The sequence below is a fragment of the Variovorax sp. Root473 genome (assembly GCF_001426505.1).
In the GTDB taxonomy this organism is placed as follows: Bacteria; Pseudomonadota; Gammaproteobacteria; order Burkholderiales; family Burkholderiaceae_C; genus Variovorax.
The window spans coordinates 332143-355448 of sequence record NZ_LMEV01000002.1; the positions used below are offsets into that span (position 1 = coordinate 332143).

The 23306-nt window shown below is 69.3% G+C and carries 16 protein-coding genes; 4 read left to right on the forward strand and 12 right to left on the reverse strand.

From position 1 onward, the window contains the following. Nucleotides 1-4: 4 nt before the first annotated feature. The 5 genes from mmsB to ASD34_RS04240 form a co-directional block, all read right to left on the reverse strand. On the reverse strand, nucleotides 5-1213 hold the full coding sequence (mmsB, locus tag ASD34_RS04220; RefSeq protein ID WP_056573128.1) for a multiple monosaccharide ABC transporter permease: 1209 nt from the start codon (nucleotides 1211-1213) through the stop codon (nucleotides 5-7). After that, nucleotides 1200-2726, reverse strand: a complete 1527-nt coding sequence (mmsA, locus tag ASD34_RS04225) for a multiple monosaccharide ABC transporter ATP-binding protein (RefSeq protein ID WP_056573276.1) — start codon at nucleotides 2724-2726, stop codon at nucleotides 1200-1202. Before mmsA ends, mmsB begins: the two co-directional genes overlap by 14 nt. Nucleotides 2727-2752: 26 nt before the next feature. Further along, nucleotides 2753-3823 carry a multiple monosaccharide ABC transporter substrate-binding protein gene (gene chvE / locus ASD34_RS04230; protein WP_056573131.1) on the reverse strand — a complete coding sequence of 357 codons (1071 nt, stop codon included), beginning with the start codon at nucleotides 3821-3823 and terminating at the stop codon, nucleotides 2753-2755. 12 nt (nucleotides 3824-3835) lie between these two features. Further along, complete coding sequence (locus tag ASD34_RS04235) at nucleotides 3836-4801, reverse strand: ABC transporter substrate-binding protein (RefSeq protein WP_056573134.1); 966 nt, start codon at nucleotides 4799-4801, stop codon at nucleotides 3836-3838. Between the two features lie 62 nt (nucleotides 4802-4863). Continuing rightward, entirely contained in the window at nucleotides 4864-6330 is a 1467-nt protein-coding gene (locus ASD34_RS04240) for an aldehyde dehydrogenase family protein (protein ID WP_056573137.1), read from the reverse strand. Nucleotides 6331-6476: 146 nt separating this feature from the next. On the opposite strand from ASD34_RS04240, the gene ASD34_RS04245 reads away from it, so the two are divergent. Next, complete coding sequence (locus ASD34_RS04245) at nucleotides 6477-7436, forward strand: LysR family transcriptional regulator (RefSeq protein ID WP_056573140.1); 960 nt, start codon at nucleotides 6477-6479, stop codon at nucleotides 7434-7436. Here the strand turns inward: ASD34_RS04245 and ASD34_RS04250 are convergent, their stop codons facing one another. Beyond that, complete coding sequence (locus ASD34_RS04250; protein ID WP_414929861.1) at nucleotides 7437-8210, reverse strand: SDR family NAD(P)-dependent oxidoreductase; 774 nt, start codon at nucleotides 8208-8210, stop codon at nucleotides 7437-7439. Nucleotides 8211-8345: 135 nt separating this feature from the next. Between ASD34_RS04250 and ASD34_RS04255 the strand changes: the two genes are divergently transcribed. Next, on the forward strand, nucleotides 8346-9290 hold the full coding sequence (locus ASD34_RS04255) for an SMP-30/gluconolactonase/LRE family protein (RefSeq protein WP_056573148.1): 945 nt from the start codon (nucleotides 8346-8348) through the stop codon (nucleotides 9288-9290). 13 nt (nucleotides 9291-9303) lie between these two features. Here ASD34_RS04255 and ASD34_RS04260 read toward each other — a convergent pair whose 3' ends face one another. The 5 genes from ASD34_RS04260 to ASD34_RS04280 all read right to left on the reverse strand — a co-directional run bounded on the left by ASD34_RS04260 (nucleotide 9304) and on the right by ASD34_RS04280 (nucleotide 17339). Then, nucleotides 9304-10356 (reverse strand): aldose epimerase family protein, encoded by a 1053-nt coding sequence (locus ASD34_RS04260; RefSeq protein ID WP_056573151.1) that lies wholly within the window; start codon nucleotides 10354-10356, stop codon nucleotides 9304-9306. Further along, complete coding sequence (locus tag ASD34_RS04265; RefSeq protein WP_056573153.1) at nucleotides 10353-11303, reverse strand: alpha/beta hydrolase family protein; 951 nt, start codon at nucleotides 11301-11303, stop codon at nucleotides 10353-10355. The genes ASD34_RS04260 and ASD34_RS04265 overlap by 4 nt, the downstream gene beginning before the upstream one ends. Beyond that, nucleotides 11300-16084, reverse strand: a complete 4785-nt coding sequence (locus ASD34_RS04270; RefSeq protein WP_056573156.1) for a CapA family protein — start codon at nucleotides 16082-16084, stop codon at nucleotides 11300-11302. The genes ASD34_RS04265 and ASD34_RS04270 overlap by 4 nt, the downstream gene beginning before the upstream one ends. Nucleotides 16085-16200: 116 nt before the next feature. Beyond that, a complete protein-coding gene (locus ASD34_RS04275; protein ID WP_235509968.1) occupies nucleotides 16201-16731 on the reverse strand; it encodes a GNAT family N-acetyltransferase in 531 nt (176 codons plus the stop codon). Between the two features lie 2 nt (nucleotides 16732-16733). Then, nucleotides 16734-17339 (reverse strand): helix-turn-helix domain-containing protein, encoded by a 606-nt coding sequence (locus ASD34_RS04280; RefSeq protein ID WP_056573162.1) that lies wholly within the window; start codon nucleotides 17337-17339, stop codon nucleotides 16734-16736. 161 nt (nucleotides 17340-17500) lie between these two features. Here ASD34_RS04280 and putA point away from each other — a divergent pair, with 161 nt between their 5' ends. After that, nucleotides 17501-21241: a trifunctional transcriptional regulator/proline dehydrogenase/L-glutamate gamma-semialdehyde dehydrogenase gene (gene putA, locus ASD34_RS04285; RefSeq protein WP_056573165.1), complete on the forward strand. Its 3741-nt coding sequence runs from the start codon at nucleotides 17501-17503 to the stop codon at nucleotides 21239-21241. A gap of 6 nt (nucleotides 21242-21247) precedes the next feature. On the opposite strand, the gene ASD34_RS04290 is transcribed toward putA, so the two are convergent. After that, nucleotides 21248-21640, reverse strand: a complete 393-nt coding sequence (locus ASD34_RS04290; RefSeq protein WP_056573169.1) for a carboxymuconolactone decarboxylase family protein — start codon at nucleotides 21638-21640, stop codon at nucleotides 21248-21250. A 168-nt stretch (nucleotides 21641-21808) separates the two neighbouring features. Between ASD34_RS04290 and ASD34_RS04295 the strand changes: the two genes are divergently transcribed. Beyond that, on the forward strand, nucleotides 21809-23278 hold the full coding sequence (locus tag ASD34_RS04295) for a YadA family autotransporter adhesin (RefSeq protein ID WP_056573173.1): 1470 nt from the start codon (nucleotides 21809-21811) through the stop codon (nucleotides 23276-23278). The last annotated feature ends 28 nt before the right edge of the window (nucleotides 23279-23306 follow it).

Genomic DNA, 23306 nt, shown 5'->3' on the forward strand with positions numbered 1-23306 from the left:
GCGGCTACTTGTTCTTGTTGTAGACGTCGATGAACACCGCCGCCAGCAGCACCAGGCCCTTGATGACCTGCTGGTAGTCGATGCCGATCCCCAGGATCGACATGCCGTTGTTCATCACGCCCATGATGAAGGCGCCGATCACCGCACCCATCACCCGGCCCACGCCGCCCGAGGCCGAGGCGCCGCCGATGAAGCAGGCCGCGATCACGTCGAGCTCGAAGCCCAGGCCGGCCTTGGGCGTGGCCGTGTTGAGCCGCGCTGCGAACACCAGCCCCGCGAGCGCCGCCAGCGCACCCATGTTCACGAAGGTGAGGAACGCGAGCCGCTGCGTCTTCACGCCCGACAGCCGCGCAGCCTTCTCGTTGCCGCCCAGTGCATAGATGCGCCGGCCGATGGTGGTGCGGTTGGTGACGAAGTCGTACACCACGATCAGCACCGCCATCACCACCAGCACGTTGGGCAGGCCCTTGTAGGTGGAAAGCAGGTAGCTGAAGAACAGGATGATCGCCGCGAAGAACAGGTTCTTCACGAGGAAGAAGGCGTAAGGCTCCTGCTCCATGCCATGCGCCTTGAGCCTGGCGCGCCCGCGCAGCTTGAAGAACACCAGTGCCGCTGCGGCCAGCGCGCCGACGACCAGCGAGGTGGTGCGCAAGGTGTCGCCGCCAAGCGGATCGGGAATGAAGCCCGAGCTCAGACGCTGGAACTCCACCGGAAACGGCCCCACCGATTGCCCCGCGAGCAACGCCAGCGTGAGCCCCTTGAACACCAGCATGCCCGCGAGCGTGACGATGAACGACGGAATCTTGCGGAACGCGACGAACCAGCCCTGCGCCGCGCCGATGACGGCACCGGCCGCGATGCTGATGATCGCGGTCGGCACGAAGTGCCATTCGTACTCGACCATCAACACCGCCGCGAGCGCGCCGATGAAGCCGCAGACCGAGCCCACCGACAGGTCGATGTGGCCCGCCACGATCACCAGCAGCATGCCCAGCGCCATGATGACGACGTAGCTGTTCTGCAGCAGCAGGTTGGTGAGGTTCAGCGGCCGCAGCAGCGTGCCGTCGGTGAGCACCTGGAACAGCACCATGATCGCGACCAGCGAGATCAGCATGCCGTATTCGCGCAGGTTGTTCTTCAGGAAGCCCGCGTGCAGCTTCGGGGCGGCGAGCGGCGCGGCGCCCTGCGCCGCGTTGGCTTCAGGCGGCGACATGGACACTGCTCCCTGCGCTCACGATGGCTTGCATGATGCGTTCCTGCGAAGCCTCGGCGGCCGTGAATTCGGCGACGAAGCGTCCCTCGTTCATCACGTAGATGCGGTCGCACATGCCGAGCAGCTCGGGCAGTTCGGAAGAAATCATGAGAATGCCTTTGCCCTCGTTCGCGAGCTGGTCGATGATGGTGTAGATCTCGTACTTGGCGCCCACGTCGATGCCGCGCGTGGGTTCGTCCAGGATCAGCAGTTCGGGTTGGGTGAAGAGCCACTTGCTCAGCACCACCTTCTGCTGGTTGCCGCCCGACAGGTTGACCACCAGCTGCTCGACGCCCGAGCAGCGGATGTTCAGCGCCTTCCTGTAGTCGTTGGCGACCTTGAATTCGCGGCCGTCGTCGATCACCGCGCGTTCGGAAATCGCATCGAGGTTCGCGAGGCTGATGTTCTTGCGGATGCCCTCCTCCAGCACCAGCCCGAGGCCCTTGCGGTCTTCGGTGACGTAGGCGATGCCGTGGTCGATGGCCTTGCGCACCGTGCTCACGTCCACGGGCTGGCCATGCATGAGCACCGTGCCGCTGATGCGTTGCCCGTACGACTTGCCGAACACGCTCATCGCCAGTTCGGTGCGCCCTGCGCCCATGAGGCCCGCGATGCCGACGATCTCGCCCTGGCGCACCTGCAGGTTCACGCCCTTGATCTGCTCCCGGTCGGCATGCAGCGCGTGATGCACGCGCCAGTCGCGCACCTCGAACACCGTCTCTCCGATCTTCGGCGAGCGCTGCGGGTAGCGGTGCTCCATGTCGCGCCCGACCATGCCGCGGATGATGCGGTCTTCGCTGATCGGCTCGCTGCGGCAATCGATCGTTTCCACCGTCGCGCCGTCGCGCAGCACGGTGACCGAGTCGGCCACCTTGGCGATCTCGTTGAGCTTGTGCGAGATGAGGATCGAGGCGATGCCCTGGCGCTTCAGCTCCAGCAGCAGCATCAGCAGCGCGTCGCTGTCGTTCTCGTTGAGGCTCGCGGTGGGCTCGTCGAGGATGAGGAGCTTCACCTCCTTGGCCAGTGCCTTCGCAATTTCCACCAGCTGCTGCTTGCCGACGCCCAGGTCGGTCACCAGCGTGGTGGGCAACTCTTTCAGGCCCACCTTGGCGAGCAGCTCGCGCGTCTTCGCATAGGCGGCGAACCAGTCGATCACGCCGCCGCGCGCGATCTCGTTGCCGAGGAACAGGTTCTCGGCAATCGAGAGCAGCGGCACCAGCGCGAGCTCCTGGTGAATGATGATGATGCCGAGTTTCTCGCTGTCGGCGATCGTCTTGAAGCGGCGCAGCTCGCCCTCGAAATGGATCTCGCCGCTGTACGAGTCGCACGGGTAGACGCCGCTCAGCACCTTCATGAGCGTCGACTTGCCCGCGCCGTTCTCGCCGACCACCGCGTGGATCTCCCCCGCGCGCACGGCGAGGTTGACGTTGCTGAGCGCCTTCACGCCCGGGAACGTCTTGGTGATCCCGCGCATCTCGAGGATCGTGCGTTCGCCTTCCTTCACTTGACCTGGCTTTCCTTGTAGTAGCCGCTGTCTACCAGCACCTGCTTCCAGTTGGAACCGTCCACGCTCACCGGCTTGAGCAGGTACGAAGGCACGACCTTGATGCCGTTGTTGTAGGTCTTGGTGTCGTTCACCTCGGGCGTCTTGCCCGAGAGCATGGCGTCGACCATCGCCACCGTCACCTTGGCCAGCTCGCGCGTGTCCTTGAACACGGTGGAGCTTTGCTCCTTGCGAAGGATCGACTTGACCGACGGAATCTCCGCGTCCTGTCCCGACACCACCGGCATCGGCTGCGAACCCGAGCCGTAGCCCACGCCCTTGAGCGACGACAGGATGCCGATCGACAGGCCGTCGTACGGCGACAGCACCGCATCGACGCGGTCCTTCGTGTAGTAGGCCGACAGCAGGTTGTCCATGCGCGCCTGCGCCACCGCGCCGTCCCAGCGCAGCGTGCCGACCTTGTCCATGCCCATCTGCTTGCTGCGCACCACGAGCTTGCCGCTCTTGATGTACGGGTCCAGCACCGACATCGCGCCGTTGTAGAAGAAGAAGGCGTTGTTGTCGTCGGGCGAGCCGCCGAACAGCTCGATGTTGAACGGACCCTTGCCGCTCTTCAGGCCCAGCGCCGCCTCGATCGATTGCGCCTGCAGCACGCCGACCTGGAAGTTGTCGAAGGTCGCGTAGTAGTCGACGTTCTTCGAGCCCTTGATGAGCCGGTCATAGGCGATGACCTTCACGCCCTTGTCAGCGGCCTTCTGCAGCACGTCGGACAGCGTGGTGCCGTCGATGGCCGCGATGACCAGCACCTTCGAGCCCTTGGTCACCATGTTCTCGATCTGCGCGAGCTGGTTGGGAATGTCGTCGTCGGCGTACTGCAGGTCGGTCTTGTAGCCCTTGTCCTTGAAGTACTTGACCATGTTCGCGCCGTCGGCGATCCAGCGCGCCGACGACTTGGTGGGCATCGAGATGGCGATGAGGCCCTTGTCCTGCGCATGCGCCAGCGGCGTGAAGCCGACGACGGCAAAGGCGAGGCCCGCGAGCGAGGCTTTGAGGAAGTTGCGTTTCATGTCGGTCGGCTCTCAGTACTTGCGGTTGGGAAACTCTTTGGCCGCGACTTCCATGGGGAAGATGCCTTCTTCGGTCACGATGCGCTTGGGCAGCGGCTTGCCGGCCTTGATGTCCTTCACCGCCTGCATGAGCTGCGGCCCGAGCAGCGGGCTGCATTCCACCGACACGTTGAGCTTGCCGGCGATCATGGCTTCGAAGGCGCCCTTCACCCCGTCGATGGAGATGATGGTGATGTCCTTCGCGGGCTTCAGGCCGGCTTCTTCGATCGCCTGGATCGCGCCGATGGCCATGTCGTCGTTGTGCGCGTAGAGCACGTTGATCTTCTTGCCCTCGGCCTTCAGGAAGGCTTCCATCACTTCCTTGCCCTTGGCGCGCGTGAAGTCGCCGGTCTGCGAGCGGGTGATCTTGAACTTCGGGTCGGCCTTGATGATTTCCTCGAAGCCCTTCTTGCGGTCGATGGCCGGGGCGGAGCCCACGGTGCCCTGCAGCTCGACGATGTTCACGTCGCCCTTCTGGTCCTTCATCTTCTCGACCAGCCAGCGGCCGGCCTTGCGGCCTTCTTCGGTGAAATCGGAGCCCATGAAGGTCACGTAGAGCGAGTCGTCCTTGGTGCTCACGGAACGGTCGGTCAGCACCACCGGAATCTTCGCGGCCTTGGCTTCGCGCAGCACGGTTTCCCAGCCCGACTCGACCACGGGCGAGAACGCGATCACGTCGACCTTCTGCGCGATGTACGAGCGGATCGCCTTGATCTGGTTTTCCTGCTTTTGCTGTGCGTCGGAGAACTTGAGCTCGATGCCCGCCTCCTTGGCCGAGGACTTGATCGACTCGGTGTTCGCGGTGCGCCATTCGCTTTCGGCGCCCACCTGCGCGAAGCCGAGCACGAGCTTTTTCTGCGCAAAAGCGGACACGGGCAGCAGGCTGCCCAGGGCTGCGGCGGCGAGCGCGGTGTTGAGGGTGCGGCGATTCATGGTCATGGTTGTCTCCTTCTGTTGACTTGCTTTTGGGAACCGTTCGAAAAAAACGCGTGGCTTTCGGCTCAGGCCAGCATGTAGCCGGTCTTGACCGTCGTGTAGAACTCCGCGGCGTGGCGCCCTTGTTCGCGCGGCCCGTAGCCCGACCCCTTGCGGCCGCCGAAGGGCGCATGAAAGTCCACCCCCGCGGTCGGCAGATTGACCATCGTCATGCCGACCACGGCATGGCGCCTGAAGTGCATCGCGTGCTTGAGCGAATTGGTGCAGATGCCCGCGCACAGGCCGAAGGGCGTGTCGTTGCACAGTGCGAGCGCTTCGTCGTAGTCGCCGGCGCGCAGCACGCAGGCCAGCGGCCCGAAGATCTCTTCGCGCGCGATGCGGTGTTCGGGTTGGGCCAGGAAGAGCGCGGGGCTCATGTAGTGGCCGGCGGTGGCGCGCTGCAGCGCCTCGCCGCCCCATACATGCTCAGCCCCCTCTTCGCGCGCGATGTCGATCCACGCGAGGTTCTGCGCCAGCCGCTCGGCATCGGCCACGGGACCGATGTCGATGCCGCGCTCCAGCGCGTGGCCGATCTTCAATGTCTTCAGGCGCTGGCGCAGCTGCGCCACGAAGGCGTCGTGCACGGCGGCCTCGACGATGAGGCGGCTCGATGCCGTGCAGCGCTGGCCGTTGGAAAAGTAGGCGCCCTGCACCGCGCAATCGACGGCGCGGTCGAGATCGGCATCGGCCAGCACCACCAGCGCGTTCTTGCCGCCCATCTCCAGCTGCACCTTGGCGCGCCGTGCGGCCGCGGCCTGCAGCACGCGTTCGCCATTGGCGGCCGAGCCGGTGAAGCTCAGCGCATCGACCAGCGCGCTATCGACCAGCGCCTGGCCGGCTTCGCGGCCGCTGCCCATCACGAGGTTGAACACGCCCGCCGGCAGCGTCGCGCGGCTGATGATGTCGGTGAGCGCCCAGCCGCAGGCCGGCACCAGTTCGGCCGGTTTGAAGACCACGCTGTTGCCGTGCGCCAGCGCCGCGGCAATCTTCGAGGCCGGCACCGCGAAAGGCGTGTTCCACGGCGTGATGAGGCCCACCACGCCGACCGGCTCGCGCGTCACGTCGACCTGCACGCCGGCACGCACCGAGGCCACGTTCTCGCTGCCGCCGCCGCCTGCACCGCCACGGAGGGCCTCGCCCGCGAAGAACTTGAAGATCTGGCCGGCACGGGCCACCTCGGCCACGGCCTCGGGCAGTGTCTTGCCGACCTCGCGCGCCAGCAGCAGGCCCAGGTCGTCCTTGCGTGCGAGCAGTTCGGCGCCGATGCGGTCGAGCACGTCGGCGCGCCGCTGCGGCGTGCTGTGGCTCCAGTGCACGAAGGCCTCGGTGGCCGCACGGATCGCCAGCTCGACCTGGCGCCGGTCGGCACGGGCGTACTCGGCCACCACTTCGCTGGTGTCGGATGGGTTGACGCTGACACCCGTGGTCGCGCTGGTTTCCCAACGGCCGTTGATGTACTGGCGCACGCTCTGCCGAAGCTCGCCGTGGATCACCGTGGCGCTGCCTTGTCTCTGTTGTGATGGACTGGGGCGGAAGTCTAGAAACGATTTCGATATCGATCCAATCGTTTTTTAGACAAAATGCATATCAATCGGTGGATTCTGGAAAACCCCGTCAGACCTTCGTTCGCACCTTCTTCATGAACACCTACAACCACTGGTTCATCCGCGCCCGCCTCAAGACCCGCCAGCTGCTGTTGCTGGTGGCGCTGGCCGAGGAAGGCAACATCCACCGCGCGGCGCAAGTGCTCAACATGACGCAGCCCGCCGCGTCGAAACTGCTGAAGGACCTGGAAGACGTGCTCGAGGTGCCGCTGTTCGAGCGGCTGCCGCGCGGCATGCGCCCCACCTGGTACGGCGAAACCATGATCCGACACGCCCGCGTGGCGCTGGCCAGCCTGAACCAGGCGCACGACGAGCTCACCGCACTGAAGGCCGGGCGCTTCGGCCAGGTGAACGTGGGCGCCATCACCGCGCCGGGCCTCACGCTCATGCCGCCGGCCGTGGCGATGGTCAAGCGCGAGCAGCCCGACCTGCGCGTGTCGCTGGAGATCGAGACCAGCGCGGTGCTGATGGAACGCCTGGCGCAGGGCAAGCTCGACATCCTCGTGGCGCGGCTGTTCGCCGAGCACGACAAATCACAGCTGCGCTACGAGGCCCTGGCCGAAGAACCGGTCTGCGCGCTGGTGCGCCCGGGCCATCCGCTGCTGGGCATGAGCGGCCTCACGCTGCGCGACGTGGTGGGCGCCGGCTGGATCGTGCCGCCCGCGGGCAGCGTGCTGCGCCACCGCTTCGAGCTGATGTTCCAGGAGGAAGGCCTCGCGCCGCCGGCCAACATCATCGAGAGCCCGGCGCTGCTGTTCATCACGCGCATGCTGCAGCAGAGCGACATGGTGGCCGTGCTCGCGAGCGACGTGGCGCGCTACTACGCGGCGCACGGCATCGTGTCGCTGCTGCCGCTGGACATGCCCTGCCACATGGACGCCTTCGGCATCATCACGCGCACCGACAGGCTGCTGTCGCCGGCCGCGAAGGTGATGATGAAGGCGCTGAAGACTGCCAGCATGAGCGTCTACGGACGCAAGCTCGAGATGGACTGATCAGGTCCAGCCGGCGTCCACGGTGAACTCCTGCGCGGTACACATCTTCGCGTCGTCCGACGCCAGGAACAGCACCATGCGCGCGATGTCTTCGGGCATCAGCTTGTCGGGCAGGCACTGGTTGCGGTGCAGCGCCTTCTCGCCCTCGTCGTCGAGCCACAGCTTGACCTGCCGCTCGGTCATCACCCAGCCGGGTGACACGGTGTTGATGCGGATGCGCTCGCGGCCCAGCTCCACGGCGAGCCCGCGCGTGAGGCCGTTCACCGACGACTTCGCGATCGCGTAGCAGGGGTAGCCCGAGCCCTTGGTCTGCCAGCCCGTGGAACCGAGGTTGATCACCGAGCCGAAGCCCAGGCGCTTCATGCCCGGCACCACCGACTGGATCGCGAACAGCGCGGGCCGCTCGTTGATGGCCATGCGGTTGTCGTAGTAGTCGGGCGTGACCGATTCGAGCGTGTGGCGGTCGTCGCTCGCCACGTTGTTGACCAGCACCGCAAAGTCGCCGAGTTCGGCGGCCGCGTCGGCCATGGCCTGCTGCAACGCGCCGATGTCGCGCACGTCGCAGGCGCGCCACCACGGCGCGGCATGACCGTCCTCGGCGATCTGCTTGGCGAGTGCAGCACTGGCACCTTCGGCAACATCGATGAAGGCCACGCGCGCGCCCTGCGCCGCGAAAGCAGCGACGATGGCGGCGCCGATGCCGCTGCCGCCGCCGGTGACGAACACGGTACGGTTCTTCAGGCTGGGATGGATGGAAAGCTGGGGGGAATTCAAGGAAAAGGTCTCCAGGGTGCCTCTCATGACATTGCAAATTCAATATCAATCGATGCCGTTATTTTCAGTTTCAGTTATCAATATGCCTTGATACGATCCGCCGCGTCAAGGCGACATGACATTCCGAAAGAACAAATGACCATGCAAGAGACAAGCGCCCCTTCTTCGCCGCTCGCAGCCCCCCGCGTGCTCGGCACCCCCGAATGCCTCTGGCCCGCCGCCGCCGACCTCGGCGAAGGCACGCTGTGGTCGGTGCGCGAACAGGCGCTGTACTGGATCGACATCCTGCAGCCGCGCCTGTTCCGCTACGACCCGGCCAGCGGGGCGCAGCGCACCTGGCACTTCGACGAAGAGATCACCGCCATCGCCGAGCGCGCGTCGGCGCCGGGCCTGTTCCTCACGCTGCGCCGCGGCTTCGCGCTCTTCGACACCACCGCGCCCGGCGACACCGCGAAGCCGCGCTACCTGCATCAGCCCGAACCCGAGCGCATCAACAACCGCTTCAACGACGGCAAGTGCGACAGCCGCGGCCGCTTCTGGGCCGGCAGCATGGACTTCGACTGCAAGGCGCCCACCGGCGCGCTCTACCGCTTCGACGCCGACGGCCAGTGCACGCGGCACGACGACGGCTTCGAGGTGACCAACGGCCCGACATGGTCGGGCGACGGCCGCACCCTGTACTTCAACAACACGGCGATCAACCTGCTGTACGCCTACGACTTCGACATGGACGCCGGTGCGGTGTCGAACAAGCGCGTGTGGCACCGCTTCCCGAAGGGCGACGGCCTGCCCGACGGCATGACCACCGACGCGGCCGGCCGGTTGTGGATCGCGCATTGGGACGGCGCGTGCGTCACCTGCCACGACCCCGTGAGCGCCGCCGAGCTGTGCCGCATCGCGCTGCCCGCGAGCAACGTGACCGATTGCGCCTTCGGCGGTGCCGATATGCAGACGCTCTACATCACGACGGCGCGCAACAGCCGCACCGAAGCCCAGCTGCAGGAAGAGCCGCTGGCCGGTGGGCTCTTCTCGGTGCGCATCGACAGCCCGGGCGTGCCCGCGGCGCTGTTCGCAGGCTGAGCCGGCGCGCGCTTCAGCAAATGCTGAAGCGGTGCTCGGTCGTGCTGGCGAACACCTCGCCCGGCCGCAGCACGGTCGACGGAAACGCCGGCTGGTTCGGCGCATCGGGGAAGTGCTGCGTCTCCAGGCACAGGCCGTCGCCCTGGCGCAGGCTCGCGCCGCCGCTGCCGAGCAGGCTGCCATCGAGAAAGTTGCCCGAATAGAACTGCACGCCGGGCTCCGTGGTGTGCACGTCCATCACGCGACCCGAGGCTTCGTGGGCGAGGCGCGCGGCCAGCGCGAGTCCCGCGCCGTTGCGATCGAGCACCCAGTTGTGGTCGTAGCCATGCGCACGCAGCAGCTGCGCGTGGTCTTCGCGGATGCGCTGGCCGATGCGTGTCGGCGTGCGGAAATCGAAAGGCGTGCCGGCCACGTCGTCGAGTCCGAGCGGGATCAACGTGGCATCCACCGGGCAGTAGCAGCTCGCGGGAAGCGTCAGCACGTGGTCCATGACCGAACCCGATCCCGCGAGGTTGAAGTAGTCGTGGTGGCTCAGGTTGAGCACCGTCGCCCGGTCGGTCGTGGCGCGGTAGTCGATGCGCCAGGTGTTGGCCGTGGCGCCCAATGTATAGCGCACCGTCAGCTGCACTTCGCCGGGATAGCCTTCTTCGCCGTCGACGCTGGTGTAGCGCAGTTCGAGGGTGAGCTCATCAGGCACGGGCACGATTTCCCAGTAGCGCTTGCCGAAGCCCGTGGCGCCGCCGTGCAGCGTGTTCACGCCGTCGTTCAGGCCCAGCTGATGAGCAGTGCCGTCGAGCGTGAAGTGGCCCGCGGCAATGCGGTTCGCGTAGCGGCCGACGATCGTGCCGAAGTGCGGATGCGGCTTGAGGTAGTCATCCAGCGACGGCAACCCCAGCACCACGTTCGCGCTGCGCCCCTGTCGATCGGGCACGTGCAGCGCGGTGACGATGCCGCCCAGGTTGATGGCGCTCAGGCGCAGGCCGTGGCCGTTGTCGAGCGTGTATTCGGTGACGGGCCGGCCGTCGGGCATGGGGCCGAAGGGGCGCGAAGTGAGAGGCTGGGTCATCGGGTGGAAGCTTGCAGCGCCTCGCGCGCGCATTGCGATGCGGTGCGCAGGCCGATGCGGTCCTTGAGGTCGTGAAAGGTCGGTGGCTCGGCCGCGTGCGTCATCACCTCGACGCGGTGGCCGGCCTTGCGCACCGCGTCGGCAAAGCGCTGCTGCAGCGCGAACGGCGTGTTGCGGTCGTCGGGGTTGCCGATCAGCACGATGCGCCGCTGCGGGTCGCGCGGGATGCCGGCCACATGGTCCAGCGGGTCGTAGACCTGCGTGCTGCCGGTGGTGTCGGTGCGCCCGTCCTTCGAGCGGCCGAGCAGGCGCGCGCGCTCCAGCAAATCGAACGCGCCCGAGGTGAGCACTGCGCAGGCCACGCGCGTGCGCCCGAGCGTGAGCAGCGCGGCGCCGGCCGTGGCGCCGCCGCTGTGGCCGAGGAGCACCACGCGCTGCAGCCGGTGGCGCTGCATCAGCGCCTCGAGTGCCGCATCGAGCGCGTGGAACTCCACCGCCTCGCGCCGTTTGCGGTGGTCGCCCGACGATCCGTAGGTGCCGGGCCGCGCCATGAAGATCCACGGCACGCCAGCGCGGTCGCTCGCGGCCTGCGCATCGAGCGTGCGCAGCGGTTCGGTGTTGCCCGGAATGCGCGCGGGCGACTGGTTCATCACGCTGTCGCGGTCGCCCGAGAACTGCACGATGGCGATGCGCGCGTCGTCGATGTCGCGGCTCGCGAAATAGCGGATGCACGACGGCCCTTCGACCGCCTGCACCCAGAGGAAGCCGGGACGGTCGGGGCAGTTGGCGCGCACGGCGGGCTGGTTCCAGTGCAGCAGCGCGCCCTCGGCCGACGCGGAGGCTGCCGGCTCGCGCGGCATGGGCGCCTTCGGCCCATCGGCGCGCTGCGCGCATGCCGCCTGTACGAGCACCAGCAGCAGGCAGGCCAGGCGCGCGCGGGGCTTCATAGCTTCTGCAGGAGTTCGGAGATCAGGCCGAAGTCCGACTGCTGGCGGTCGCCCTTCAGCAGCACGAGGTCGCCCTCGCGCAGGAAGTCGCCGAGGTAGCCGGTGAGCTGCGCGGCATCTTCGAAGTGCGGGCCGAGCAGCTCGGCCGGCACCTCCTCGCGCAGCCAGCGCATCTCGGCGCCGTGGGTCACGAGGTGATGGATGCCCGAGGCGAGCAGTGGCGCGGCCAGACTGCGGTGCATCGCTTCGGCCTCCGCGTCGAGATTGACGATGCGCCCGAGCACGCCGATCTTGCGCGTCACCGGCCCGTGCGCAGCCCGCTCGCAGGTGCGCACGAACTCCATTGCGTTGCGCATCGACATGACCTCGGCGTTCCAGCTGTCGTCGATGAGCGTGGCCTGCACGCCGCCCTGCGTGCGCAGCGGACGCAGCTGCATCACCGAGGCGGGAAGCCGCACGAACGGCATGCGAGCGCAGGCCGCCTCGGCGTCGAAGCCCAGCGCCAGCAGCGCCGCAAACGCCAGCGCCGAATTGCGCACCAGCCCCGCGCTTGCAATCGGGAACAGGTACTCGACCGTGCGTCCCGGCAGCGCGATGCGCACGCGGCATCGGCCGTCGGGCTCGGCTTGCGTGTCGACGATGCGGATGTTGGCGTCGGGCCCGCTGCCCACGACCCAGATGGCGCCCGCCGTGCACGCGGCCGCCCGCACCACCTGCATCAGGCAGGGGATGTGGTCGGGCACGATCGCCACGCCGCCGGGCTCCAGCCCGAGGAAGATGCGCGACTTGAAGTCGGCCGTCTGCTCCACCGTGGCCGCGCGGTAGGTCTGCGACAGGCCGATCTCGGTGAGGATCGCCACGTGCGGCCGCGCCACGAGCGAGATCGGACCGCGGTCCATCCACAGCGCGCTCTGCGCCATCTCCAGCACGCACACGTCGGCATCGGCCGGCAGGCTGGCCAGCGTGGCCGGCACGCCGACGCGCGAGTTGTAGTTGTCGACGGTGGTGTGCACGCGCGCCGCCTCGGGCAGCAGGTCGCGCAGCATGGCGATGGTCGACGACTTGCCGACCGTGCCGGTCACGCCCACCACGCGCCCCTTGAAGCGCGCACGCGCGGCCACGCCCAGGTCGATCATGGCGCGGATCGGGTCGTCCACCTGCAGCAGCGGGAAGGACGGGGCCAGCCCGTCCACCGGGTGCGCGACCACGGCGCCCGCGAGCGCGTGCTGCAGCACGGGCACGTCTTCGTGGCGGTCGGGGTTGTCGGCGCGCGGCTTGCTGTAGTTCTCGTGCCGGGCGAGCATGCGGTAGTCGGAGGCAATGAACAGTGCCGGCTTTGGCAACAGCGCCATGTGCGTCGGCCCGCGCACCACGGCGTTCGCGGCCCAGTCCGGCGGCGGGGGCACGAGCCACTGTCCGCCGGTGACGCGCTGCAGCTCGTCGGCGGTCCACACGGGCGAGGCCTGCGGCGCGGCACCCGGGCGCAGCGCCGCGAGCACGGGCGCGGGGCGCTCGGGCAGCGGCGTCGGCGCCTTCAGGCGCAGGCCGCACCACACGGGCAAGCGGCGCGCGGGCGGCAGGTCGGGCAGCGCGCCGCGCACGCGCACTTCGATCTGCAGCACGTCGTTCTCGAGCAGGCCCGCGCGCGGCGCGCGCAGGCCGTAGCGGTCGCGGTAGATGCGCCCCGGCGTCCAGCGGCTGGTGGGCCACATCCAGTCGCAGGGGTCGTGGTCCATGGCCTCGCCCCAGGCCGGCATGGTGGCGCTGCGCATCGCCAGCGCGCGGAATTGCACGCGCAGGTCGGCGCTCACGGGCGCATCGGCGGTCCAGTACGACTCGACCCACAACAGCCGGCGCCCGACGATCTGCGTGGGTGCGCAGCGGATGCCCACGAGGCGCAGCGGACCGATCTGGATCGGACGCATCTGTGCGTCGGCGGGCACGGCATCGACCGACCACTCGGGCCGGGGCGCGAGCACGGGCCCGACCAACGCGGGCGGGCGCGACGCCGACAGCGGCGCCAACGGAGGGCGCCCGGCCGGCGTGGTGCGTTCAGGCGGCGACAGCTGCAGCGCGCAACGCCCGTCGGGCCGCGCCGTCATCTCGGTGCCGAGCGCGCGACAGAGTTCGGCAAAGCGCGCGCTCGCGGCCTGGGCCGCGTCGCCCTCGCGCTGCCGCGAGAAGCCGAAGCCCACGCCCACTGGCGTGAACACAACCTCCTCGACGCCATGCGGCCCGAGGCGCAACGAGAACACGCCGGAGTCCCCGAGGTCACGGCGGATCGCGTCGAACAGCAGGTCGCCCGCGTCGTGCAGGATCGGCCGGCCCCGGTAGACCTCGATGCCTTGCAGCAGGTGGGCCGAAGTGCCGAGCACCGCGTCCGCGCCAGCTTCGACGATGGCATGGCCGACGGCGATCTCGGCGCGCGAAGGCGCGGTCTCCTGGTTATTGCCCCAGTGCACGGCGACCAGCACCACGTCAGCTTCACGGCGCGCCGTGGCGATGCGCGGCGCGAGCGTGGCGCGCCACGCGGCCGGGTCGTCGAGCGGCAGCCAGGCCGCGCCGGGGAGCTTTGCGGTGGCGGCAAAGCGCGGCTGCGTGGCGTCGAGCGAGAACAGCGCCACGCGCAGCCCGCCGGCCTGGCGGAAGGCGGGGCTCAGCGCCGCGTCGAGGTCGGGCCCGGTGCCGGCGAAGGCGATGGCGGCGGCATTCAGCAGCCCGTGCTGCTCCAGCAGGGCTTCGGGGCCGTAGTCGCCGCTGTGGTTGTTGGCCGTGGCGACCATGTCGATGCCGGCCTCGGTCAGCACCGACAGCATCTCGGGCCGCGCACGGTAATAGTACGGGCAGCCCTCGTCCTTCTCGATGCCCTGCGCGCCCGTGGTGGCGACCACGCATTCGAGATTCACGATGCGCAGGTCGGCCTCGCGCAACGCGGGGATGTCGCCGAGCATGCGGGCCGGGCCGCCCAGTTCGTGCAGGCGGTAGTGCAGGCGGCGGCCCAGGTTGACGTCGCCGCCCCACAGCACGATGCCCTCGCGGCCGCGCGGCGCAACAGGCTCGGCCGCGGCTTGCGAGAGCTGCGCGCTCTGCTGCTGCGCCTCGCGCGCTTCAAGCAGCCGGTGGTAGGCCACATAGCCCGACAGGTAGTGCTCCACGTCGTCGATGCGCACGCGGAAGCTGTGGTGCTTGATGAAGAACGAGCCCGCGATGCGGTCGGGGTGGCGGAAGAACATCGCCAGCTCGGGCCAGAAGTGGCCGTTGGCGAGATAACGCGCGCGGTGCTCCAGCGCGCGGTCGAACTTGTGGCGGTCCAGACCCGCGAGCAGCGGACGCAGCGCCGGGTCGGCTTCGAGCCGCAGCACCATCTCGCGCGCGGCCATCATGAGCTCGAGCAGCGTGGGGAAGGTGGTGATGCGCTCCAGCACGAAGTCGAGGTGGCCCGCCATGTTCTGCAGGCCGAACTGGTAGTAGCGCGTTTCGGGCTTGAAGCGCGTGAGCTCGTTGACGCAGTAGCTCAGCCAGTGGTCGTGCGCGCGCCAGTGGCCCGCCGCGATGAAATGCTCGAAGGCTTTCTCGACCACCGCGAGCCAGCGCGCATCGCGCGTGAGGCCGTACAGCCGCATGAGCCCGAAGGCCGCCTCGCCGTCGTAGTAGATGATGCGAAAGGGCTCCTTCACGTCGAGCCCCGGGTGGTTGAGCACGTGCACGAAGCGGCCGGTCTGTGCGTCCTGCATGGAGCGGATGCCCAGCGCGAGCTGCTCCAGCAGCGGCTGGTACTGCGTGTCGCCGGTGAGCTCGGTGTACTTCACGAAGGCCAGCAGGCACACGGCATTGCCGCCGAGCTTGATCTCGTTGCCGACGTCGACCAGGAACGCGGCCTGCGTGCCGTCGGGTAGCGTGGCGCGGCAGATCAGCCGCTGGCTCAGGAAGGCCAGCGCGCGGTCGATGGCGGCTTTCTGCGTGTCGTTGCGCGTGAGCTCCCAGCCTTCGAGCATCGCGTAGGTCGAGCTGGCGTGGCGCAGCGTGTTGTAGGTGGGAATCGCGCGGTCGAAACACGGGAACCAGCCGTAGTGGAACTCGCCCGTCGGCTTGACCTGCTCGGCCAGGTAGTCGCTGGCCGAATCGACCAGCGCGCGCACCTGCTTCGCGTTCCAGTCGGTGAGCGTGCGAAAGCCCGCGGCCTGCCCTTCGGCCGTGAGCGGCCAGGCGCCGTCGGCGTCGACGTACACGGCCCGCGTGGTGAAGCACCACACGGGCGCGGCGTCGTCGGTGGGAAAGTCGCGCTCCTCGCCGAAGCGGCGCTGGGTGTGGGTGCGCAGGTTGCCGTTGTTGGGCTCCGCGTGGTCGACCGTGCCGTTGTAGAGCACGGCGCTGCCGTGCATTTCCTGTGCGAGCAACGCGGTGTCGAAGCGTGCGTCGAGCGCGATGCCTTCGTTGAAGTAGTTGCGCTTCGTCTGCGCCAGCCGTGCCTTCAGCTGGCCCCAGGTCATCGGCGTGCTGCGATCGACGATCTCCGCGCGCAGCCGCTGCGCGGGCCGCTCGGCGCGCTTGGCCTTCACCGCCAGCGCCTGGGCGGCGGCCTGCCACGCGGCCTCGGTGTCGGGGCCGCGGCCCATGACGACGCGGGCACGGCTCTCGCCCTCGCCCATCGCGAGGAACACCACGCAGCCGGCGTCGTCGGTGGCGGGCGGGGCCGGGGGCAGCGCCCCGTCGGGGGCGGCCAGGGCCTGCCTGGCGCGGTTCAGCAAGTCGGCGAGGGGGACGGGATCTTGATGGGTCATCTGAGTCATGCGCCGCGAATGATGACAGGCCCCGGCGTGGCCTGCCACTGCGGAAATCCGGGGCGCGTCAGGCGCGGGTCAGGCCTTGGCGTCGAACACCGCGCCGCGCACGGCCGTCAGTCGCCGAGCGCGCGGTAGAAGTAAGTGGTGCCGCATGGCGTGCCGTCGGGCAGCAGCGCGTAGCCGGGGATCGTGCCCACGCGCAGCCAGCCGCAGCGGGTGTACAGCCGCTCGGCCTCGGGGCTGGAGGTGTCGAGCACCAGCAGGGTCTTGCCGTGGTCGCGCGCGCGCTGTTCGGCGCCCTTCATCAGCAGCGCGCCGAGGCCGAGCCGGCGCGCGCGGCGATGCACCAGCATCTTCGCGACCTCGCCGCGGTGCGGCTGGTTCTCGGGCTGGGCGAGCACCAGCTGCACCGTGCCGACGATGCCTTCGTCGTCCTCGGCCACGAGCAGCTCGCGTTCGCCACGCGCCACGCCGTCGGCCACGTGGCGCCAGAAGGCCCGCGCGCGCTCGGGCGTGAGCGGCTGCATGAAGCTCACCGAAGCGCCGCCGTCGACGCAGTCGATGAGTACGTGGGCCAGCGCGTTCAGCTCGGTCTCGCTGACGGTGGACAGGGCGCGCAGGCGGGGAGCGGTGGCAGCAGTCATGGTCATTTCCTGTTCGATGCGTGCGCGGGCGCGCTGGTGATGACGACCGCGTAGCGCGCCGTCTTGCGGGTGGGGTTGTGGTAACTCGTCGGCTGGTCGAGCACGAGCGCCAGGCAGTCGCCGGCGTCGAGCCGGTGCTGCTGGTCGCCCACGGCAAGTTCGATGCAGCCTTCGAGCACCCACACCTGCTGGTGGATGCGCGGCTCGCGCGCGCCGGTTTCGTAGGCCACGCGCGCGCCGGCTGGAAACAGCACCTCGACGATCTGGATCGGGGAGGCATCGCCGCCGGCCGAGACGTTGCGGCGCACGTAGCCCGAATGCGGATCGCGCCATTCGAGCTGGTCGGCGCGGCGCGACACCGGGCTGGCCGTAGGCGCGTCGGGCTCGAACAGCGAGGCCAGCGGCACGCCCAGGCCGGTCGCGAGTTTTTCGAGCAGCACCGCGGTCGGACTGCTCTCGCCGCGCTCGATCAGGGAGATCATCGAACGGCTGACGCCGCAGTGCGTGGCCAGGGTGTCGAGCGAGAGATCGCGTGCCGCGCGCAGGGCGCGCACGCGCTGGGCAATGCGGTCGTTGAGGCTGGGGGTCGAAGCTGATTCTTCTTTCATATTAGATTAAATATCCAATTAAATAGAAATTCAGTCAACCCCCGGGGCGTTTGGGTGCCTTTGGAGGCCCATGAGACTTATTCGATGAAGTGCATTTTCTTTGGAGAAATATTCATGCCTATCGCTGAAATCATCCAGCACATCACCACCACCGACGCACCATGAGCGCCAACGAACCCGCCCCCCTGCCCTCGCATTTCGCCGCCTTCGCCGACGGCCCCGCCGCGCCTTCCGCGCTGCGCTCGCGCATCACCGCCGCCTGCCGGCCTGCCGAGTCCGAGGCGCTGGCGCCGCTGCTCGAGCAGGCGCGGCTGCCCGCTGGCCAGGCCGCCGACGCCCACGCACTCGCCCATCGCATCGCCCACCAGCTGCGCCAGCGCAGGAATGGGGGCGGCCGATCGGGCCTCGTGCAGGGCCTGCTGCAGGAGTACGCGCTGTCGTCGCAGGAAGGCGTGGCGCTGATGTGCCTGGCCGAGGCGCTGCTGCGCATTCCCGATGCCGACACGCGCGACGCGCTCATCCGCGACAAGATCGCGCAGGGCCAGTGGCAGGCGCATGCCGGGCACAGCCCGTCGGTGTTCGTCAACGCCGCCACCTGGGGCCTGCTGCTCACGGGCAAGCTGGTGGCCACGCACAGCGAAACGGGCCTGTCGGCCACGCTCACGCGGCTGATCGGCAAGGGCGGCGAGCCGCTGATCCGCAAGGGCGTGGACATGGCAATGCGCATGATGGGCGAGCAGTTCGTCACCGGCGAAACCATCGATCAGGCGCTGGCGCATGCGCGCACGCTGGAGGCGCAGGGCTTCCGCTATTCGTACGACATGCTCGGCGAGGCCGCGCTCACGGCCGACGATGCACGCCGCTACCGCGCCGCCTACGAAGACGCGATCCACGCCATCGGCAAAGCCTCGAACGGGCGCGGCGTGTACGGCGGGCCGGGCATCTCGATCAAGCTGTCGGCGCTGCACCCGCGCTACAGCCGCGCGCAGTACACGCGCGTGATGGCCGAGCTGTACCCGGTGCTGCGCGACCTGGCGCTGCTGGCGCTGCACTACGACATCGGCCTGAACATCGACGCCGAAGAAGCCGACCGGTTGGAGCTGTCGCTCGACCTGCTGGAACGCCTGTGCTTCGAGCCCGCGCTGGCGGGCTGGCAAGGCATCGGCTTCGTGGTGCAGGGCTACCAGAAGCGCTGCCCCCTCGTGATCGACTGGGTGATCGAGCTCGCGCGCCGCAGCGGCCACCGGCTCATGGTGCGCCTCGTCAAAGGCGCCTACTGGGACAGCGAGATCAAGCGCGCGCAGCTCGACGGGCTGGCGGGCTATCCGGTCTACACGCGCAAGGCCTACACCGACGTGTCGTACCTCGCGTGCGCGCGCCGCCTGCTCGACGCGCCCGACGCGGTGTACCCGCAGTTCGCCACGCACAACGCCCACACGCTGGCCGCGATCTACACGATGGCCGACCCGTCGCGCTACACGCCGGGCCAGTACGAATTCCAGTGCCTGCACGGCATGGGCGAGCCGCTGTACGAGCAGGTGGTGGGGCCGCTCGGGCGGCCCTGCCGCATCTACGCGCCGGTGGGCACGCACGAGACGCTGCTGGCCTACCTGGTGCGGCGGCTGCTGGAGAACGGCGCCAACACCTCGTTCGTGAACCGCATCGCGGACGCGTCGATTCCGCTCGACACGCTGGTCGAAGATCCGGTCGCGACCGTCGAGCGCATGGCTGCAGAGGAAGGCGCGATGGGCCTGCCGCACGCAGCCATTCCGCTCCCGGCCGCGCTCTACGGCGCGCAGCGCGCCAACTCGCAAGGCCTCGACCTCGCGAGCGAAGACACGCTGCACGCCCTGGCCACCGTGCTGCAGGCCAGCGCGACCGAACCCTGGCGCGCCGTGCCGATGCTCGCCGCGCCGACGCCCGAAGACGCAGCCGCCCGCACCTGGGCCGAGGTGCGCAACCCCGCCGACCGCCGCGACCTCGTCGGCCAGGTGCAGGACGCGGTGCCGGGTGACGTGGCCTCGGCCATCGCGCAGGCCGAAGGCATCGCCGCCGATTGGGCCGCCACGCCGCCGACGGAACGCGCCGCCGCACTCGACCGCGCCGCAGCCTTGCTCGAAGCCCGGCAGCCGCGCCTGCTCGGCCTGTTGATGCGCGAGGCGGGCAAGAGCAGCGCCAACGCCATCGCCGAGGTGCGCGAGGCGGTCGACTTCCTGCGCTACTACGCGGCCCAGGCGCGCACCACGTTCACCAACGCCACGCACCGCCCGCTCGGGCCGGTGGTGTGCATCAGCCCATGGAACTTTCCGCTCGCGATCTTCACCGGCCAGGTGGCCGCCGCGCTCGCGGCCGGCAACCCGGTGCTGGCCAAGCCGGCCGAGCAGACACCGCTGGTCGCCGGCGAAGCAGTGCGCCTGCTGTGGGAGGCCGGCGTGCCGCGTGCGGCGGTGCAGCTGCTGCCGGGGCGCGGCGAGACCGTCGGCGCCGCGCTGGTCGGCGACGCGCGCGTGCAGGGCGTGATGTTCACGGGCTCGACCGAGGTCGCGCGCCTGCTGCAGAAGACGCTGTCGACGCGCCTCGGTGCGCACGGCGCGCCGGTGCCGCTGATCGCCGAGACCGGCGGGCAGAACGCGATGATCGTCGACTCGTCCGCGCTCGTGGAACAGGTGGTGGCCGACGTGATGGCCTCGGCCTTCGACAGCGCGGGCCAGCGCTGCTCGGCACTGCGCGTGCTGTGCGTGCAGGAAGAAGCGGCCGACCGCCTCGTCGCCATGCTGCAGGGCGCGATGGCCGAGAGCTGCATCGGCAACCCCGCGCGGCTCGCGGTCGGCGTGGGCCCCGTCATCGACGACGAGGCGCGCGACGGCATCGAGCGCCACATCGCCGACATGCGCGGACGCGGACGCCGCGTGTTCCGCCAGGGCCGCGAGTTCGGCCACGACACGCGCCACGGCACCTTCGTGCTGCCCACGCTGATCGAGCTGGCGCACCTGGGCGAGCTGCAGCGCGAGGTGTTCGGCCCCGTGCTGCACCTGCTGCGCTACCGCCGCCGCGACCTCGGCGCGCTCATCGGCCAGATCAACGGCACCGGCTATGGCCTCACGCTGGGCGTGCACACGCGCATCGACGAGACCATCGCGCAGGTGGTGGCGCAGGCGCAGGCCGGCAACGTCTATGTGAACCGCAACATGGTCGGCGCCGTGGTCGGCGTGCAGCCCTTCGGCGGCGAAGGGCTGTCGGGCACGGGGCCAAAGGCGGGCGGGCCGCTGTACATGGCGCGCCTGCTGTCGGCGCGGCCCGACGACGTGCTCGCGCGCGCCGTGGCCGACGACGTACCCGTCTCACCATCGGTCGGCCTCGCGGCGCTCGAAGGCTGGGCGCGCGACACGGGCCGCGACGCGCTGGCCGCGCAGTGCCGCCGGTTCGCGGGCCTGACCCACGTCGGCCGCGCACGCACGCTGGCAGGCCCCACCGGCGAGCGCAACGTCTACACGCTGCAGCCGCGCGAGGCCGTGCTGTGCCTCGCCGATGCCGAAGCCGACCGGCTCGTGCAGTTGGCGGCGGTGCTGTCGGTCGGCAGCACGGCCATCTGGCCCGCCGATGCGCGCGGCGCGCACGCGCTGCTGGCCGCGCTGCCCGACGCGGCACGCCACGCGGTCGTGCTCGCCAACGACTGGCGCGCACCCACCGTGGTGTTCGACGCCGTGCTGCACCACGGCCACGCCGGCCACCTCGCCAGCGTGCTGCAGCACGTGGCGGCGCGACCCGGCCCCCTCGTCGGCGTGCGCGGCTTCGCGCCCGGCGACACCGGCATTCCGCTCGAAAGCCTGGTGCTGGAGCGCGCGCTGAGCGTCAACACCGCCGCGGCCGGCGGCAATGCAAGCCTCATGACGATCGGGTGAACGGGCTTATTTGTCGAAGGCGGGGTCGATCGGCACGCGGTAGCCGTTGACCAGCCGGTTCGTCTCGTTCGCCATGCCGACCACGGCCATCAGCTCGGCGAACATGGCCGGCGTCATGCCGGCCTTTTCCGCGCCCGCGTGGTGGCTCGCGATGCAATAGCCGCAGTTGTTGGTGACGCTCACCGCCAGATAGATCATTTCCTTCATCACCGGGTCGAGCGCGCCCGGCGCCATCACCTCCTTGAGGCTGGCCCAGGTGCGCTTCAGCGTGGCCGGGTCGTTGGCGAGGTACTTCCAGAAGTTGTTGACGTCGGGCACGTGGCGCGACGCCTTGATGTCGTCGAACACCGCGCGGACCTCGTCGGATGCGGCAGCGTGCTCGATGGGCTGGGGTTTCATGCGATCTCCTGAAGCAAGTGTGAATGCGGGTCGGAAAGCAACATTTGCTTTCGGCACCTTCACATTTATTGTGAATTAGGTCCTAGGTTCTCGCGACCTCCGATTCATACAGTCGAAGCGTCACACATCAGGCGCGCCATCCGGCGCCATCTCAGGGAGCAGAGAACCATGGAACACATCGTCCAGCGCGAGGGGATCGGTGGGCCCGCCGCATTCGTCCACAAGAAGAACACGAGGGGCATCGCAGGCGCGATGCTCGCCTTCGCAGCCGGCCTCGCGGGTCCGCCGGCCTGGGCCGACGTGAGCCTGGGCGGCACCAGCTACACGACCGGCTCGGGCGCGGTGTGCAGCTCGGGCGGCGCCGGTCCGACGTGGTCCTGCCAGGTGCCCAACGGCAGCGGGGGCTTCGCGCTCATCAACGGCGTGCCGACCGACCCCGTGAACGGCGGTCCCGATGCCGCAGCCTTGCAGGGCATGGTGAGCGGCAACCTCGGCGGCGACGCGCTGCTGCTCGGCGGCACGTCTGCCAAGGCCACCGGCTACGGCAGCGTGGCGGCAGGTTCCGACGCGCGCGCCACCGAAACCTACGCCACCGCCATCGGCTCGACCACCGTGGCCGCGGGTGTCAGCAGCACGGCCGTGGGCAACGTGGCGCAGGCCTTCGGCACCAACGCCACGGCCCTCGGCGCCAACACCACCGCAGTGGCCACCAGCAGCGTCGCAGTGGGCGACCGCGCCACCGCGAGCGACATCAACTCGACCGCGCTGGGCGCCAACACGCAGGCGCGCAAGAAGAGCAGCCTGGCGGCCGGCGACAAGGCGATTGCCGACGGCATCAACGCCGCCGCGCTGGGCGCGAACACGCAGGCGCTGGCCGACAGCGCCGTCGCCGTGGGCGACCGCGCCACCGCGAACGCCGAATCGGCCGTGGCCGTGGGACGGCAGAGCGCGGCGTCGGCCGCGTCGGCCGTGGCCATCGGCACCGGCGCGACGGCCAGCACCGTGAACGGCGTGGCGCTGGGCGCCGGCGCCGTCGCCGACCGCGCGGGCATGAGCGGCCAGAAGGAACGCTTCTCGAACATCGCCGTGGGCTCGACGCAAGGCGCGGTCTCCGTCGGCAGCGCGGGCGGCGAACGGCAGATCACCAACGTCGCAGGCGGCACGCAGGCGACCGACGCGGTCAACGTGCGGCAGCTGCAGGCGGTGCAGGCCGGCGCGGTCAACTACGTCACCAACGTGGACGGCAGCGTGAACCACAACCAGATCGTGCTGGGCAACGGGCAGGCGCCGAACGGCACCACCGTGTCCAACGTGGCGCCCGGCGTGGCCGGCACCGATGCGGTCAACGTCAACCAGCTGAACGCGCAGAACACGCAGTGGCGCGATGCGATCCGCCTCAACCAGCGCGACGCCAACGCCGGCACCGCCGGTGCGATGGCGATGGCCGGCATGCCGCAGGCCTACATGCCCGGCAAGAACATGGTCGCGGCCGGCGTGGCGGGCTACGAGGGCCAGAGCGCGATCGCGGTCGGCTTCTCGAGCATCTCGGACAACGGCAAATGGGTCATGAAGTTCACGGGCTCGGCCAACTCGCGCGGCAACGTTGGCGTCTCGGCCGGCGCAGGCTTCCAGTGGTGAGCCGCAGCATGAACCCCAGGGACTCCTC

Excerpts from the sequence above, each read along its gene's own strand:
- mmsB (WP_056573128.1), bottom strand. The coding sequence starts at position 1,213 with ATGTCGCCGCCTGAAGCCAACGCGGCGCAGGGCGCCGCGCCGCTCGCC.
- mmsA (WP_056573276.1), bottom strand. The coding sequence starts at position 2,726 with ATGCGCGGGATCACCAAGACGTTCCCGGGCGTGAAGGCGCTCAGCAAC.
- chvE (WP_056573131.1), bottom strand. The coding sequence starts at position 3,823 with ATGAAACGCAACTTCCTCAAAGCCTCGCTCGCGGGCCTCGCCTTTGCC.
- ASD34_RS04235 (WP_056573134.1), bottom strand. The coding sequence starts at position 4,801 with ATGACCATGAATCGCCGCACCCTCAACACCGCGCTCGCCGCCGCAGCC.
- ASD34_RS04245 (WP_056573140.1), top strand. The coding sequence starts at position 6,477 with ATGAACACCTACAACCACTGGTTCATCCGCGCCCGCCTCAAGACCCGC.
- ASD34_RS04255 (WP_056573148.1), top strand. The coding sequence starts at position 8,346 with ATGACCATGCAAGAGACAAGCGCCCCTTCTTCGCCGCTCGCAGCCCCC.
- ASD34_RS04260 (WP_056573151.1), bottom strand. The coding sequence starts at position 10,356 with ATGACCCAGCCTCTCACTTCGCGCCCCTTCGGCCCCATGCCCGACGGC.
- ASD34_RS04265 (WP_056573153.1), bottom strand. The coding sequence starts at position 11,303 with ATGAAGCCCCGCGCGCGCCTGGCCTGCCTGCTGCTGGTGCTCGTACAG.
- ASD34_RS04270 (WP_056573156.1), bottom strand. The coding sequence starts at position 16,084 with ATGACCCATCAAGATCCCGTCCCCCTCGCCGACTTGCTGAACCGCGCC.
- ASD34_RS04275 (WP_235509968.1), bottom strand. The coding sequence starts at position 16,731 with ATGACTGCTGCCACCGCTCCCCGCCTGCGCGCCCTGTCCACCGTCAGC.
- ASD34_RS04280 (WP_056573162.1), bottom strand. The coding sequence starts at position 17,339 with ATGAAAGAAGAATCAGCTTCGACCCCCAGCCTCAACGACCGCATTGCC.
- putA (WP_056573165.1), top strand. The coding sequence starts at position 17,501 with ATGAGCGCCAACGAACCCGCCCCCCTGCCCTCGCATTTCGCCGCCTTC.
- ASD34_RS04290 (WP_056573169.1), bottom strand. The coding sequence starts at position 21,640 with ATGAAACCCCAGCCCATCGAGCACGCTGCCGCATCCGACGAGGTCCGC.
- ASD34_RS04295 (WP_056573173.1), top strand. The coding sequence starts at position 21,809 with ATGGAACACATCGTCCAGCGCGAGGGGATCGGTGGGCCCGCCGCATTC.